The 15,906-nt window shown below is 57.5% G+C and carries 14 protein-coding genes; 6 read left to right on the top strand and 8 right to left on the bottom strand.

Translation table 11 applies throughout. The features are described 5' to 3' along the window. Nucleotides 1–230 precede the first annotated feature (230 nt). The 6 genes from E5201_RS11675 to E5201_RS11650 all read right to left on the bottom strand — a co-directional run bounded on the left by E5201_RS11675 (nt 231) and on the right by E5201_RS11650 (nt 7,373). Nucleotides 231–1,307: a glycosyltransferase family 4 protein gene (locus E5201_RS11675; RefSeq protein WP_219993620.1), complete on the bottom strand. Its 1,077-nt coding sequence runs from the start codon at nt 1,305–1,307 to the stop codon at nt 231–233. Nucleotides 1,308–1,434: 127 nt separating this feature from the next. After that, a complete protein-coding gene (locus E5201_RS11670; RefSeq protein WP_140986279.1) occupies nt 1,435–3,630 on the bottom strand; it encodes a GumC family protein in 2,196 nt (731 codons plus the stop codon). 80 nt (nt 3,631–3,710) lie between these two features. Beyond that, nucleotides 3,711–4,997: an outer membrane beta-barrel protein gene (locus tag E5201_RS11665; protein ID WP_140986278.1), complete on the bottom strand. Its 1,287-nt coding sequence runs from the start codon at nt 4,995–4,997 to the stop codon at nt 3,711–3,713. Nucleotides 4,998–5,270: 273 nt separating this feature from the next. Further along, the gene (locus E5201_RS11660; RefSeq protein ID WP_140986277.1) at nt 5,271–5,732 is read right to left on the bottom strand and encodes a hypothetical protein; all 462 of its coding nucleotides are present in this window, start codon (nt 5,730–5,732) and stop codon (nt 5,271–5,273) included. 115 nt (nt 5,733–5,847) lie between these two features. Beyond that, the gene (locus E5201_RS11655) at nt 5,848–6,426 is read right to left on the bottom strand and encodes a polysaccharide biosynthesis/export family protein (RefSeq protein ID WP_140986276.1); all 579 of its coding nucleotides are present in this window, start codon (nt 6,424–6,426) and stop codon (nt 5,848–5,850) included. A gap of 131 nt (nt 6,427–6,557) precedes the next feature. Further along, nucleotides 6,558–7,373: a metallophosphoesterase family protein gene (locus E5201_RS11650; RefSeq protein ID WP_140986275.1), complete on the bottom strand. Its 816-nt coding sequence runs from the start codon at nt 7,371–7,373 to the stop codon at nt 6,558–6,560. Nucleotides 7,374–7,607: 234 nt separating this feature from the next. On the opposite strand from E5201_RS11650, the gene E5201_RS11645 reads away from it, so the two are divergent. Continuing rightward, complete coding sequence (locus tag E5201_RS11645; protein WP_140986274.1) at nt 7,608–8,420, top strand: transglutaminase-like cysteine peptidase; 813 nt, start codon at nt 7,608–7,610, stop codon at nt 8,418–8,420. On the opposite strand, the gene E5201_RS11640 is transcribed toward E5201_RS11645, so the two are convergent. Continuing rightward, nucleotides 8,412–9,164 carry a sugar transferase gene (locus E5201_RS11640; RefSeq protein ID WP_140986273.1) on the bottom strand — a complete coding sequence of 251 codons (753 nt, stop codon included), beginning with the start codon at nt 9,162–9,164 and terminating at the stop codon, nt 8,412–8,414. The genes E5201_RS11645 and E5201_RS11640 overlap by 9 nt on opposite strands. 369 nt (nt 9,165–9,533) lie before the next feature. Between E5201_RS11640 and E5201_RS11635 the strand changes: the two genes are divergently transcribed. Both E5201_RS11635 and E5201_RS11630 read left to right on the top strand, forming a co-directional pair. Beyond that, a complete protein-coding gene (locus tag E5201_RS11635) occupies nt 9,534–10,112 on the top strand; it encodes a hypothetical protein (protein WP_140986272.1) in 579 nt (192 codons plus the stop codon). Between the two features lie 128 nt (nt 10,113–10,240). Next, nucleotides 10,241–10,474 carry a hypothetical protein gene (locus E5201_RS11630; RefSeq protein WP_140986271.1) on the top strand — a complete coding sequence of 78 codons (234 nt, stop codon included), beginning with the start codon at nt 10,241–10,243 and terminating at the stop codon, nt 10,472–10,474. A 105-nt stretch (nt 10,475–10,579) separates the two neighbouring features. Here E5201_RS11630 and E5201_RS11625 read toward each other — a convergent pair whose 3' ends face one another. After that, nucleotides 10,580–11,485 (bottom strand): LysR family transcriptional regulator, encoded by a 906-nt coding sequence (locus E5201_RS11625; RefSeq protein ID WP_140986270.1) that lies wholly within the window; start codon nt 11,483–11,485, stop codon nt 10,580–10,582. A gap of 210 nt (nt 11,486–11,695) precedes the next feature. Between E5201_RS11625 and E5201_RS11620 the strand changes: the two genes are divergently transcribed. The 3 genes from E5201_RS11620 to E5201_RS11610 all read left to right on the top strand — a co-directional run bounded on the left by E5201_RS11620 (nt 11,696) and on the right by E5201_RS11610 (nt 15,815). Next, nucleotides 11,696–12,529 carry a pirin family protein gene (locus tag E5201_RS11620; protein ID WP_140986269.1) on the top strand — a complete coding sequence of 278 codons (834 nt, stop codon included), beginning with the start codon at nt 11,696–11,698 and terminating at the stop codon, nt 12,527–12,529. Between the two features lie 162 nt (nt 12,530–12,691). Next, nucleotides 12,692–13,303 carry an FMN-dependent NADH-azoreductase gene (locus E5201_RS11615; RefSeq protein WP_140986268.1) on the top strand — a complete coding sequence of 204 codons (612 nt, stop codon included), beginning with the start codon at nt 12,692–12,694 and terminating at the stop codon, nt 13,301–13,303. Nucleotides 13,304–13,460: 157 nt separating this feature from the next. Continuing rightward, nucleotides 13,461–15,815: a glycoside hydrolase family 127 protein gene (locus tag E5201_RS11610; RefSeq protein WP_140986267.1), complete on the top strand. Its 2,355-nt coding sequence runs from the start codon at nt 13,461–13,463 to the stop codon at nt 15,813–15,815. The last annotated feature ends 91 nt before the right edge of the window (nt 15,816–15,906 follow it).

The following is a 15,906-nucleotide window of genomic DNA, read 5'->3' as shown; positions in this document are numbered from 1 at the left end:
TGCCTAAAAAATAAGGCACCGTAATCATGAAAAATACCCCTCAACCCCGCGAATCGTAACCCGCGAATATTACAACCATGTTCGTGACAAGCAAGTTACAATTAACGATTCAATAACCATACCTTAGTCCGAACAAACCGAAGCGTCTTGCGCCTTCACCCCTAAGGGGAATTTGCGTCACCTGATGCAAACCAAGGGTTTGTTCAGATCAAGCGTCCCATTCCGAACCGTTACGGCACACTCACCACTACATCCAGCAAGCGCCGTGCCGCCCGCGCCCAGGTAAAGTCTGAAGCCTGCACCACCCCGCGCGAACGCATTTCAAGCGAAAACGGCTGATCATCCCTAAGACGTCTTATATGGGCTGCCCATTGCGCCGGCGCGTGAGGATCGGCCCATAAAGCCGCCTCGCCACACACTTCCGGCAAGGCACCGCAGGGCGCAATAATCGCCGGACAGCCGAGCCGCATGGCCTCAAGCGGCGGCAGACCAAAGCCTTCGGTCAGGGATGGGCACGCCATGGCGCAGGCCCCTTGTATAAGCCCTGCCAGTTCCGGGTCACTGACCCTTCCGGCAAAGACAACATTATCAGGCACTTCAAGGCCTTTATTTTCAAAATCCTGCCTGCCGTCTGCACCAAACAGCACCAGTGTCATATCCTGTAGTTCAGGCCGCATGAATGCCCGCAGCAGAACCTGAATGTTCTTGTGCGCCTGCGTATTGGCCAGCGCCACAACATAGCCCCCCGTCGTCAGGCCCAGACGTTGAGGAAAATCCGTATCCGGCGCCATACGCAAGACCTGATCGCAGCCATTATGGATAACGGTAATTTTGTCGGCAGACGCCACCCCGTGCGCAACCAGCTGCGTCTTTGAGTACTGCGACACGGTCAGGATACGCGCCGACCGCCGCCCTAAAATCGGCAACATGAACCTGTACCACTGGCGAAATCCCCGCCCATAGGACTGCGGCGTCAGATACACCTGTGCATCATGTATCAGGCTAATGGAATGACTGTGCCAAATCGGGCCGGAATTGCACAGATTCACCAGCAGACCCCTACGCGCCATAAACGGCAGGCTGCATTGCTCCCAAATCAGGTTCCTGAATTTTCCGCTGAACCATCCCCCCCTGTATACAGGGATACCATTCAGGGCCTGCACGCCTTCCCGCCTCGCCGCATCTGCCTCATCTGGTGCCAGAACCCTGATCTCACGCCCGCGCAGTATATCCGGCTCGTTCGCCAGAATGTCGCCTATTGCGCGCGTCAGCTCCTCCGCCACCCGGCTCACACCGGTTGCGGACATGGTCAGGAATTTCCCGTTCAAGATAACCGGACGCACACGGCCCATCCTTACAGCACTCTTCTTCAACTTGGGGGACATGACAAAACCGCCCCTGCTTCTGAAAACAGGGGCGGCGGAGAGTTAGGAATTACTCGGTATAGTATTTCTTATAAGCGTTATAATAATAGCCGGAGTCTCCGTAACCGTAACGGGCCTGCTCTTTCATATCGACCTGCGTAAGCACGACACCCGTTACCTTTGCGCCTGCGGTCTCAAGCAGCGAAAGCGCACCGGTGACCGCATTGCGCGGCGTCTTGCGCCAGCGCAGCAACATGATCGTGGCATCCGCCTTACGCGCCAGAATACGCGTATCCACAACCGGCAGCACCGGTGCCGTATCGAGAATAACCGTATCAAACCGCTCACGCAGCTCTGCCAGCAAACGGTCCATGGCATCGCTGCCAAACACCTCTTTCGGCGTATAAGTGTTGTCGGCCAGCGGCACATACTGAACGCCATGCGCATCCTTGACGATAACCTCATCAAGCGTAGCTGTTCCCGCGAGCACCTCAAGCAACCCGCTCTTGACCTCAAAGCCCAGCACATCCTTAACCGAGCGGCGACGCAGGTCACAGTCAACCACCACAACCGACTGCCCCGCCTGCACCATAACCTGCGCCAGACATACCGAGGTCGTGGTCTTGCCTTCCCCGGGCAGGGACGAGGTAACCGCAATAACTTTCACGGATTCACCCAGTCGCGAATAGAGCAGCGAAGCCCTGAGGCTGCGGAACCCTTCAGCAAAGACCGACAGAGGCCTTTGCTGAATGAATTCCAGCGGCGGGCTGGTAATCTTGGTGCCCGACTCTGCGGTCGAAGCCAGTGCCGGAATACCGGCCAGATAGGATTGGTCCAGCAAGGTTTCGACATCTGTACCGGTGACCAGCCCGCTATCGAGCGCCCGGCGCACCAGCACCGCTGCCACAGCCGCCCCTAGTCCACACATCATGGCCAGTATGAACGAAAGCTTGAGTTGCGGCGCACTTGGCCCGGTTGGCAAACTGGCCCGCGACACAATACGCGCATCGGTTTTCTCAATGCCCCCCGAAGCCGCTGTCTGCTTGAAGCGATCCAGATAGGACTCATAAAGTGTGCGTGAGGCCTCAGCTTCGCGTTGCAGCTCATTCAACCGCACCATAGCCCGGTTATTCCCCACAAGCTTGCCCCGGGCCTGGCCCACACTGCCCGCAACCGAAGCCGACCGCTGACGCTGCACCGAAGCCTGTGCTTCAAGATTGGAGATAATGCGCTGGATCTCGGATTTGATCTGCGAATCTATGTCCTGCAATTCGCGCTTGGCCTTGATAATTTCAGGATGCAAAGGCCCATAGCGACTTTCCATTTCAGCAATCCGACGCGTCACCTGTGTCCGCTGCTGGCGCAGATCCTTGATGACCTGCGAATCCAGCGCTTCACCGACATCTTCACCGGTTGACCCCGCCGCCAGCTGGCGCTTGGCCGTCGCCAGACGCGCCTCAGCCTCAGCCAGATCGACCTTAACGCTCGCATGGGTCTGATTGAGATTGGAAATTTCCTGCTCGGTCAGGGTCGCGCCCTGCGCACTCATCAGGTTGTTAACGATCATATAGTTCTGAACCGCCGCCTCTTTTTCCAGCACCTCGACACGCAACTCATCCAGTTGATCATTCAGCCAGCTGTTGGCCTCCTTGGTCGCCTCGAACTTGGCCTCAATCTGTTGCGTAAGATAAAGCCTCGCCCACTCATTGGCGATCTGCGTGGATTTTTCCGCTGACTGGCTGGTATAGCTGATCGTAATGATCCGGGTCATGCCCTGACGGCTGACCTTGAGCCCTGCCAGCACACGATCAATAATCGCCTGATCACGGTACTGCGTCTGCAGCGGCGTCAGTGCCTTTGCCTTATCCGCTTTCGCAGCCCCAAACAGGCCTTTTTTCTCGCGCACATCCGGATTGAATTCTGCATCTTCCGCGAGCTTCAGTGACGTGACCACACGTTGCGCAAGCGCACGCGAGCTGATGATCTCAACCTCGGTATCAATCGTCGCCGCATCAGCCGGCAAGCCTGACAAGACGTCCTCTACCGGTGACGTATTCATCGTCCGCGGGTCGATCATGACGTTTGAGAACGACGTATAGGTCGGCGTCTGCATGAGTATGGGAATAAATATCGCCAGCGTCACAAGCACGAACACGGCAATAAAAAAACGCGCAAACCGGCGGAAATCACTGATTACCGCTCTCAGGTCAAAGCTTGGCAAAGCGGGCACACCGGCTTCACTCGACATATTGTCAACGGACTTCATTTTGCATAACTTTTCATAGGATTACGCGGGGGGAACAACAGGTTCACCCCCACACCATATCCGGCTGATTCAGGGCCTGCTTAGTAAGCTACTGTGAGGCTCAGCTTAAGCGTATTATTCTTGTACGACGGCACCTGCTGGGCACCCGAAGACGACAGATCGTTATAGGTATAACCACCGACAATCGCCACCTTACGGTTCATACGGTACCTGACCGCCAGATCGACGCGCGCACGCTCGTCTTCACGGTCGAATTCGTTATATTCATTATCTGCACGGCTATAGGCCGCCGACAGGATGATATTCCGGCGCAACTCATGATCGACACTGACCCCCAGAACCGATGACACATAGCCCGAAGACCCGATTTCCGGCGTTTCATAAACCGCGCGTGAGCCATGGAAACCCACGGTCGTCAACTGCGTCGGGAACCATTCGACCTTACCGCGATAGGAGCTGCCCTTGGCATCGCTGTAGCTGCCGTTTTCATAGGACTGCTTGTACTGACCGACCTGAACCTCACCGCGCACCAGACGCGACAGGTCAAAGCTCGCCCCGATACCGGCATCATAGCCATCCGAGTCACGCAAGGCACCAAACCGGTCATATTCACGCTGGTTGGCTTCATAATAAAGATAAACCGATGTGTCCGGACTGACCGCATATTCACCGCGCACCAGACCGCGTGTTTCGGTACGGTCACGATGATTCTGATCGATGATGTTGCCGTCAAAATCTCTGACATTGTCATAATCGAGCTTCTGGAAGCTGGCCTTGCCTATGACACGCAGACGGTTACCCACCACATCGACCCCAAGGTCGCCGGACTGGCCGAAATACTTCACCGGCTCCACTGCCCGCGCCAGAGACGGCTCCTCGCCGCGCTGGTCATAGCCCTGATTGACCGTATAGCTGCCGAACAGATTGGTCGCGCCGACAATGTCGTACCGTCCCGAACCGTTCAGCAACCACTCGGTGTTGCTCTCATCATTATGGTCGGCATAGTAGGAAGCGCCCACACGGGCCAGCGCCCCAAGGCGGTGACGGCTCCAGTTTGACTTCAGTCCCAGTTCGGGACGCACCCGCACAATAAGGTCACTCTGCTTGTTGCTCGGGGTGTAAAATACGTTGTCGGTTGACTCCAGATCAACCTGCACACGCGGCCAGGCGGTGAACCCGCCCCACTTCACGCCGAGTGAGCGATAGGCTTCCGGCACACGCTGCTGCACCGACAGATTGCGGTCACGGCGAAACTCCGAACCGCCGGGAGCGGCCTCATCCTGCGCCATGGCCGTCCCCAGAGAAGCTCCCTGAATGACAGCACTAAGCGCCAAACCTGCCAAAAGCGTTTTCACCAACCGCGCCATCGTAAACCCCTTAAAATAAAACTGTCCGCCCTGAGCCGTACCCTATCGTACCCCAGAGGCGCATGATTGCCGATCGGACTGTCATCAGGGCCCGTTTCCTGTACGCCCTGTGTCACTCCGGATAATTTCACTCAGATCAGCAAAAAGCGTACCACTCTGAAACGTTACAAAAAGAAACGTCTCCCCCGTCGGACACCGACTTACACCTCAGGCACGTCATACCGTCACACATCTGAAAAGACGTGCAGTTCCACAGATTATGACAGACAGAGATCAGGCTTCGCGATAACCGCTGCCGGGGGTTTCGGGCTGATCCCCCTCACCCGGCCCGCGATACCCGTTTCCGGGATCATTCGGTTGCGCCCCCGTTGAGGTTGCCCCCCGCCAGTCGCCCGCGCCATCCGTCGCAAAGGTCGCGCGATCCGAAGACCGCTCTTCCTGTACCGCCAGAAGCACCGCGTTCAGTTCAATATCCGTAAGACCGTCTATGGCCGCCTGACGCAGCAACTTATCGATTTCAATCTGCTTCTGCTCCGCCAGAGCCATATCGCCCTTGCTTAGCGCCTCTTCCTTTTCGCGTACAAGAATGCTGATCTTTGTTTTGAGATCGAGTTGCTGGCCGCTCAGTCCCGTAACCACAACATCGCTAGCTTGCGTGCTGGCTACGGCATAGGTCATTCCGGCACACATAAGCATGCCTGCGGCCAACGCCACGCCTTTTTTAAAACTGATCATATCGCCACCCTCAAGCCTCGCCCATGCCCGTTAGCATGCGCACAAATAAAAGGCCTCATCAAGAACAATGCTATGCGAAATAGCGCCAAACAGGCTTAAATCCGGTCAGCGTGTCTCAAAAGAAACGTTCGCCGATACGGATTGTGTCACCTGGCGCCACCATTACCGTAGATGTGAGAGGTACGGCCACCTCTTTCTCCTGATTGGCGTGCTTTATATAGACGCGGCGGGTATCGGCCCGATAGGTATAGCCCTCGGCACGCGCCACCGCGTTAACCACCGTCAATCCGTCACTGTACGGATATTCACCGGGCTTGTTCACTTCCCCCAGAATATAGAAGGGGCGGAAGTTCATTACTTCAATATTGACCTTGGGATCGATCAGATAGCCCTGCGCATAGGCGGTAGCGATGCGGGTCTGAAGTTCACTGGCCGTCAGGCCACGCGCCTGAACATCACCAATCAGAGGCAGCGAAATAATCCCTGCACCATTGACGACAAACTCACCGCTCAGGTCTTTTTCACCAAACACGATCAGGCGCACCTTATCACCGGAGCCCAACTGATACTGGTAGACCCCGTCTTCAGATGCGGTCGTTTGAGCCATAGCCGGTGCCGCCTGAAACGGCGCCAGAGTGACCACAGCCGCAGTAATCATCGCCAGAATGGCCAGCAAGGAGACGCGAAACGTCATAGACCCCTCATATTCTTATAAAAGACAGCCGCCGTCCGTACGACGGACCACCACTGTGGATTATGGTGAAAAAGCCTCGTCAGAGTCAACCGGATCAAGGGCCTGATACGGCCCTAACCGCCCCAGACGACCTATGATCCTGCAACATCGGTGCCAATCTGCACCACACGCCGCTCCGTCTCATTAAGATACACGGCACTCAGCACACCGGTCGCATAGGCCCCGGTATCCAGACCAATACGCCACGCACCATTATGCACCTCTTCGGCAGGCGTGTGACCATGCACCACAACATGTTCGCCCGCCCGTTCAGCCTTGAGAAACGCGTTCCGGATCCACAGGAAGGTATCTTCGTTCTGCAACTCAAGCGCCTGACCGGGCCTTATACCGGCATGCACAAACAGATAGTCTCCCGCCTGATAGGTCAGTCTGGAAGATTGCAGCAGCTCAAGATGCCGCGCCGGAAACACATCCCTGAAGGCCAGCCTGACCTCTTCCCAGGCCTCGCTGTCCGTACGGTTCACGGGCGGGTGAATGCCATAGGAGACAAGGGTCGAGTGCCCGCCATGCGCCACCCACACCGGCCCCACCGAAGCATCTTCCAGAAACCCCAGCAGCGTGGCTTCGTGATTACCGCGCAGGACGATAATCTCCGGCCATATTTCCCGAAAAGCTACCGTATCCTGCAAGGCACAGATCAGCGCCAGCACATCCTGAGACTCCGGCCCGCGATCAACATAGTCCCCCAGCAGCACAAGGCGCGAAGGGGTCTTCAGTTTCATGGCATCGGCCCACAGGCGGGCGATCATTTGTTCAAACAGATCGAACCGCCCATGCACATCCCCCACCGCATAGGTCGGCATGTCGATAGACGACACAGGCACGGCCTGTTCGGCTAATTCGCCCCCCCTCAGAAAGTTCAATAGGGTTTGTACGCGGTTCAGCATCAGCAGGCGACAGTTTTCCGAAAGGTTAATGAGCGCTTATATACATAGCGGCACCCCAGATGGCTACCGCTAGCTGCCCCTATGCATATATTCTGCCAGACGCATAAGGGCACAGCCGTCTAAGGCTCTAAAACGGCTAATAATTATTAACCATTAGTCTTATCCGTTATTTGATATTTTCTACGTAAGCTCCCCTCTGTCGGCACAGAATGCGCCGGTTCAGGAGAGAAACCATTGCGCAGGTTACTTACCCTTTTCATATCCTCGGCAAGCCTGATCCTGCTGGCAGGCGCACCTGCGCCACTGCATGCGCAAACAAAAGACCGCAACAGCCTGAACACAGCCTGGCTAAACCCTGGCCCCCCGGTTCTCACACCGACCGCCTTCCTGTCCTTTTGCGCCCGTAACCCTGCGGATTGTCAGCATGGACCGGCAACCGATGACGCCCTCTTTCAGGCACGTTTACGCGACCGGCTGCTACACCGTCTAGGCATAGGCTCCGGTCGTGAGCTTTTGCCCGCCAGTATTACACCGGACAACAGAGTTGAGGCGTCGGACGATACGGGTTTGAACGGCTCACCATCGCCGATTTCCCTGACACCGTCCGATACCCGCCCGAAAACCCTGATGACGGATGAGATGTGGCAAACCGCCCGACAGGTTAATCACGACGTTAACCGGCGCCTGCGTTCGCGTAGCGATCTGAGCCAGTTCGGTCGCGACGACTACTGGTTTGTGCCAGATCTGAACGCTGACGCCTATGGCGACTGCGAAGACTATGTGCTGCTCAAACGCAGGCTTCTGATTGAAAACGGCTTTGCGCCGGACACCTTAAGCATTGCCATCGTAGAGACAAGACGACGTGAAACCCACGCCGTTCTCATTCTGACCACTGACTCGGGCGATTTTATTCTGGATAATCTGCGCAACAGTATTCGCCCATGGACAGAGGTCAAATACCGCTGGATATCGCGACAATCCGCAAGCGACCCCCTGATGTGGCAATCGCTCGACCAGAAGCCGCGCAAACACGCCGGATCAGTATGACCCTTTTTGCAACAACACAGCCGGTATGGTCGCCAGCAGAATAAACACATAAAGCCTCAGGTTACGGCGGCGCGCAAACAGCCGGTCCATGGCCACGCGACGATGATAGCAGACATCATTACGGCCCATGACCTGCCACAACCCGGTGATGCCCGGCGTGACCGAGGCATAGGCAGGGAAGCTGTGCCCGTATTTCACAACCTCTGCCGCCACAATGGGGCGCGGTCCGACAAGGCTCATATCGCCACGCAACACGTTCCACAATTGCGGCAACTCATCCAGACTGGTCTTGCGGATGAAGTGACCCAGACCTGTGATCCGCGGATCATTCTTCAGCTTGTGTTCTTTTTCCCATTCCAGACGCGCCACCTCATTAGACAAAAGATACTCAGTCAAAAGCGCATCGGCATTCACCCGCATGCTTCTGAACTTGTAGCATTTAAACAGCTTCCCCCCGCGACCGATGCGTGGCTGGGCATAAAAGGCTGGCCCGCCATCATTCAGACGCACCCACAGGCCCACCAGCACCATGGCCGGCAACAGGAACACAAGCGCCACAAGACTGACGATCACATCAATCAGGCGAATAAAGCCGCCGGAAAAAAACGGGTGCGGATCAGGTGAAGCCTGGTCATCCGTGTTATGCGGCGGGCGCACCCTCTCACGTGCATCATCAAGACGCAGCGTCTCCGCCCAGAAGGGCGTCCCCTTACGACTAAGGGTTTCCACGACTGTATTAACCATTATGCATTCCCCTCATCGCCCCGCGCCCATATCACAGCACCTTACGACGATTCAGCTTGCCAACCCACCACAACAATTGCGGCGACCCATTTCCCTCAGCATCTGCAACATCTATGCCACAAAATGCCCAGCCCGTTATCCGACGCTTTACCTAAGAGAGCCCGCCAGAACAGCACCCATGAGGCAATGCCGAACAGGATTTTACAGCGATAGGCCGACCTGTATGGTTAATGGCTACGTCAGTCATGTTCCCCCCGCAACCAGATACACCTGTCAGGTTAGTTACCTTTCATTAACCCTGTTTACCCCCTTGCCACAGGTACTGTTTTCAGAAATTATACGCACGCCGTTCTGAGGGGGCCTTGCATTATGTCCAACAGGTTTAGCGCCCAGCCCGCGACCCAGTTCACCGGTCTGAGCGCCCGCTTTGCCATTGTCGGCCTGTGCCTTATTACGGCGGGCTTTGCCCTCACCGGTGCCATTCAGTATCTGCGCCCTCTGGCCATGCCGGCGATACTGCCCTTTGCCGAAACCTTCCACAGTCAGGCTCTGGCGGCAGATTCCGAAACGGCCATCGCTCTGGCCGATCAGGCCATCGAAGCCGCCCCGGCCCGTGGCGAACTTGAGGTTCTGAAAGCCCGCCTGCTGATAGAACAGTCACGATCTCTGACTCCGGCCCTAACTCCGGCAACAATAGAAGCCCTGCGCACTTCCTACCTCAAATCCCCGCTTTCGCCCAAGGCCCACAAAACACGCCTCAGCCTGATCTATGGCTACTGGCCCCACATGCCGCTTGATCTGCGCCGTCTGGCCAATGCCGAGGCACGCACCTATGCCCAGCGTTACAGCGGCCGCATCTTCCTGAACGAGTTGCGCCCGACCCTGTCCCCGCCGGCGGCAACGGCGCTTGACCTCAGCCTGTCCCAGGCTGGCATTGGCCAAAACTGACCTGAAATCGGTCAGGCTGAGGATTTTTCTTACTTACCCCTTCCTTACGTCTTCTGCCGCCTCCCGCACTGACCCTTTGTCTTTTCCCTGTCAGCCTGAGCCTTTATTCAACTGAAGGGGACTAAGTCATGGCCACAGCCAGCGGATCAAATAAGGGACTCGTCATCGGGGGCCTGATTGCGGTGATTGTCATCGCCGTCATTGCCTTCCTGACTCTGGCACCGGACAACCGCACAACGGGCGAACGCACCGTTGACGCGCTCGAATCCCTGCCTCAGGGCGTAGACGAAGCCGCCGGTCAGTTCGAAGACAAGAGCCCTCTCGAAAAAGCCGCCGACAAGGCCGAAAACGCCACCAACTAACCCGTTCCTCCCTGCTGAAAACTTCTCCTCCCTATGTGACAGCATGGGGAGGTGGATTTTTGCCATAAGGCAAAAAGACGGAGGGGTCTCTTTTGAAACCGTCTCTTACAACACTTCACCGGAAAACCTCAGCGCCAGATAATCGACCAGCGCCCTGACCCGCGCCGTCTTGGCCCGTCCGGGCGGCATCACCGCCTGCAAGGGCGAGGTCATAGCCTGCTCAGGCAGCAGCACCTCCAGTGTCCCGTCTGCAATCGCCTTTGCGGCAATAAAGCCCGGCAGGATGGCAATCCCCAGCCCCGCCACCGCCGCACAGAGCAGCATCTCACCACTGTCACTGCGCAACCGTGAGCGCATTTTCACGCTCGTCTCCCCAAAGCGCCAGATATCGCCCTGACTGACATTGGTATAGATCAGCCCCTCCCGCCCATTGAGCGCCGCCAGATTTTCCGGCCGGCCGGTCCGCGCCAGATATTCCGGTGACGCCACCAGCACGGCATTGATCAGGCCGATACGCCGCGCCACCAGCGCGGAATCGCCCATCTCCCCGATCCGCACCACCAGATCATACCCGCCCCCCAGCACATCGACGCGCCGGTCATCAAAGCCGATATCCAGTTCGACCCGCGGATAGGTCGCGGCAAATTCCGCCAATACCTTCGACAGGTGCGTCACCCCGAAACTCAAGGGCGCACTCAGCCTTATCGGCCCCGCCACCTCATAGACAGCCTCGGCCACCGCCTCCTGCGCCGCCTCAAGCTGCGCCAGTGCCTCACGCGCCTTCTCATAATAGATCAGCCCGACATCGGTCGCCTGCGTCCCCCGCGCCGTCCGCGTCAGAAGCCGTGCCTTCAACGCCGTCTCTAGCGACGACACCCGCCGACTGACGATTGACTTCGCCACCCCCATGCGATCCGCTGCCCGCGCAAACGAACCCGTTTCGACCACCAGAAAAAACGCCTGCAAATCCTCTAAAGACACATCACAGATCATCGTTTGTCCTTTCTTCACGCCTCCCTGCCTCTTGTGGGAGAGGTGGCGGCGAAGCCGTCGGAGTGGTCTCTTTCCGCTCCCTCTCCCCTCCGGGGAGAGGGTCGGGGTGAGGGGCAAAAGTGAAAAGCCCCACCCGTTCCACTTTTCGCAACACTATAATCACGAATCCCGATCTTCTGGCAACACCTTGTGCCCGCTATATTCGCCTCAACAGAAAGGACACAGATCATGTCTACCACCCCCCGCAGCGTCACGCGCATCGTGCGCGGCCAGCCCGCCACCGATGGTGCAGGCGTAAAGCTCAATCGCGTTCTGGGCACACAGGCCCTGCCCGAAGTCGATCCGTTCCTGATGCTCGATGAATTCCGCTCGGATGATCCGACCGCCTATATTGCCGGTTTTCCTGACCATCCGCATCGGGGGTTTGAGACCATTACCTATATGCTGGCCGGTCGCATGCGCCACCGCGACTCCAAAGGCAACGAAGGCCTGCTTGGCCCCGGCGACGTACAATGGATGACCACCGCCCGCGGCCTTGTCCATTCGGAAATGCCGGAACAGGAAGACGGCCTGATGCAGGGCTTCCAGTTATGGCTCAACCTGCCCGCCTCCGAAAAGATGTTTGATCCGGCCTATAAGGATGTCCCCGCCGATACTATTCCGGTCATCCGTCATACGGATGTCTCCGTCAAGCTTCTGGCCGGTCAGTATCAGGGCCAGTCAGGCCCGATTGCCTCACCAACCACAAAGCCGTTCATCGCCGATGTAACACTCGAACAGGACGCCGATATCGCGATCCCCGTCCCTGCCGACCATGCCGGTTTCATCTATGTGCATGACGGCGCGGTCAATATCGGTCAGGTGGTCGTCGAACGCGGTCAGGCCGCCGTCCTGACGAATGGCGATCAGTTACCCCTCATTGCCGGTCTTGATGGGGCGAAGGTGCTGGTGGTTCTGGGTAAGCCGCTCGGTGAACCCATCGCCCGCCACGGCCCGTTCGTCATGAACACGCCCGAAGAAATCTATCAGGCCTTCGCCGACTTCCGCGCCGGCAAATTCTAAAACGTCATCCTCCCCTGCGTAGCGGGGGCCAGACCCTTTAAATCCTTCCCCGTTTACGGGGAAGGGGGATCCCGAAGGGGTGGAGGGGGCAAAATGCCTCCGTCCTTAAAGGGGCAAACCCCAATATGCAACCATCATAATTACAAATTACGGAACCCTCCCATGTCCAACACCCTCATCATTCACTCTACCGTCAAATCCGAAGGCTCAGTATCCCGCGTCCTGACCGAGTCCTATAAATCCGATCTGAAAAAGGCTGACCCGTCCGTCACCTTCACCGAATATGACCTCGGCCTGAACCCTTTGCCTGCCCTGTCGGCCAGCAATATCTCAGGCTTTTTCGGCACCGCCGAACCCGAAAGCGAAGGCGCGGCACTGGCGGCCAAACGCGAAGAGCTGATCACAGCGCTGGAAGCCGCCGACAAGATCATCATCGGTGCGCCGATGTATAATTTCGGCATGTCAGCCCTGCTCAAGACATGGTTCGACTATGTACTGAAATCAGGCCGCACCTTCCGCTACAGTGAGGCAGGCCCCGAAGGTCTGGTGACCGGCAAATCGGCCATCGTCATCGAAACCCGCGACGGTTTCTATTCCGAAGGCGACGGCACGGCGGTCGACTTTCAGGAAGGCCATATCCGCACGCTTCTGGGCTTTATGGGCGTGACCGATGTAACCTTCGTCCGCGCCGAAAAGATGGCTTTTGGCCCCGAAGCCAAAACCGCCGCCATCGAAGGCGCGGCCAATGACCTGAGCGCCCTCGCCGCCGCCTGACCCTTTTTCATCCTGCCCCCTTTCTCCTCCCTATCGTGAAACGATGGGGAGGTGGATTTTTTAGCGTCAGCTAAAAAAGACGGAGGGGTCATTTTCCCCCTTAACCTCTGGCGATCCCCCGTTATAATAACTCCGACAATAACAGGGAAATGCCACTATGCAGATATCTCGCCGCGCCACGCTCAAAGCCGCTGCCCTTGGCAGCACGCTCATCTCAAGCGCTACATTGGCCCAGACCCGCGCCGCGCCCTCTGCCGGAACCGTCACCCCTGTCCCCCTGAACACCGTCAGGCTGAAACCCTCGGTATTTCTCACCTCCATTGAGGCCAACCAGCGCTACCTCCTGTCACTCGATGCCGACCGCCTGCTGCACAATTTCTACGCAGGCGCAGGCCTGCCGACCAAAGGTGAGGTCTATGGCGGCTGGGAATCGCGCGGCATCGCCGGCCACAGCCTCGGGCATTACCATTCTGCCGTATCACTCATCTACGCCCAGACCGGCGATGAGCGTTTCAAAGACCGCGCCCGCTACGTCACCGAACAACTGATGAAAATTCAGGCCGCCCACGGCGACGGCTATGCCGGCGGCACCACGGTGGACCGTGACGGTAAAACCATTGACGGCAAGATCGTCTATGAAGAAGTGCGCAAGGGCGATATCCGCTCCGGCGGCTTTGACCTCAACGGCGGCTGGGTGCCGGTCTATACCTACCATAAGGTGTTTGCCGGTGCGCTCGACGCCCACAAACACACCGGTGACGCCGATGCCCTTAAGGTCGCGATCGGTCTGGCGGACTATCTTGGCACCATCATCGAAGGCCTTGATGACACCCAGCTTCAGAACTTCCTGCACGCCGAACATGGCGGCATCAACGAAGCCTATGCCGAACTCTATAGCCGCACCAAGGACACCCGCTGGCTGAAACTGGCCGAGCGGCTGTACCACAAGGGCGTCCTGACCCCGCTGGCCGAAGGCCGTGACGAACTCGACGGCAAGCACGCCAACACCCAGATCCCCAAGGTTGTCGGCCTCGCCCGCCTCTATGAACTCAATCAGCAGCCGCAAAACGCTAAAACCGCCCTGTTCTTCTGGGAAACCGTCACCAAGGACCACTCATACGTTATTGGCGGCAATTCCGACCACGAACATTTCGGTGCGCCAAAAAAGCTCGCCACCCGTCTGGATCAGCAAACCTGCGAAGCCTGCAACACCTATAATATGCTGCGCCTCACGCGCCACCTCTATGGCTGGTCAGGAGATGCGTCCTATTTCGATTATTACGAACGCGCCCACCTCAACCACATCATGAGCCAACAAGACCCGAAATCGGGCATGTTCACCTATTTTACCCCTCTGGCCTCAGGCTTTGGCCGTGTCCACTCCGACCCGTTCAACGACTTCTGGTGCTGCGTCGGTTCAGGCATGGAAAGCCATTCCAAACATGGCGAAAGCATCTGGTGGCATGATAATCGCGGCGATGGTCGCCTGATCGTCAACCTCTATTATGCGTCACAACTCAACTGGCCCGACAAGGGCATTGTCGCTGACCTCGACACCGCCTTCCCCTATGGCGATGAGACCACGATCACCCTGCGCCAATGGCCTGCCAAACAGGCGCTGGCCTTGCGCATCCCCAAATGGGCCCAAAACCCCTCCTTAAGCCGCAACAACAAAGCCGTCCCGCTTCATGTCAAGGACGGCTACGCCACCCTAACCGGCCTGAAATCAGGCGACCGCCTGACGCTCACCCTGCCCAAATCCGTTCACTTTGAGACCATGCCGGACGACGACCGCCTGACCGCCTTCCTTAATGGCCCGCTGGTGCTTGCCGCCGATCTTGGCCCGGTCAATGCCCCGTGGGAAGGCTTCGATCCGGTGATTATTTCGGATGCGCCCGACAACATTCTGCAACCGGCCCTGAACAGCCCGCACGTCTTTACCCCTGCGGAAAAAGGTGCCCCGCAACCCCTGACCCTGCGCCCGTTCTTTGAGCAGCACCATAATCGTACCGCCGTCTATTTCCGCCGCTTCGGCACGGCAGAATGGGTGGAAACCGAAGTCGAATACCGTAAAGCCGCAGCGGAAACCGCCGCTATCCGCGCCGCCACGCTCGATGTCATTCGCTTGGGCGAAATGCAGCCCGAACGCGACCACAATTTCTCAGGCACACCGTCCACCGGCACCATCACCCACATTGCCGAACGCGGACGGATGCTCAATAAGGGCTACCTGCAATTCGATCTCTCCGCCTCCGGCGAAACAAATCTGGCCCTTCAGGTGACCTATGCCGGACGTGACCGCAACAAAGACTTCCGCATACTGATCAATGGCACGCTTCTGGTGCGTGAACGCCTGACCGGTGAGCCAACCGTCACCGCCAATGTCGTCACCTACGCCCTGCCGCCTGAACTGACACGCGGCAAATCCACCCTGAGCGTGCGTTTCGAGAGTGATCAGAACAACTGGACCTCGGTCTATGAATGCCGACTGTTCCGCCAGACCATAGCCTGACGTTTAAATTCCTCTCCCGTTTACGGAGCCAAAGTGCTTAAATCTCCCCGTTTACGGGGAAGGGGGACCGCGAAGCGGTGGAAGGGGTAAT

The sequence above is a fragment of the Asticcacaulis tiandongensis genome (assembly GCF_006475605.1).
In the GTDB taxonomy this organism is placed as follows: Bacteria; Pseudomonadota; Alphaproteobacteria; order Caulobacterales; family Caulobacteraceae; genus Asticcacaulis; species Asticcacaulis tiandongensis.
The sequence above is the reverse complement of the archived record's forward strand: the minus strand, read 5'-3'. Positions and strand labels throughout refer to the sequence as shown.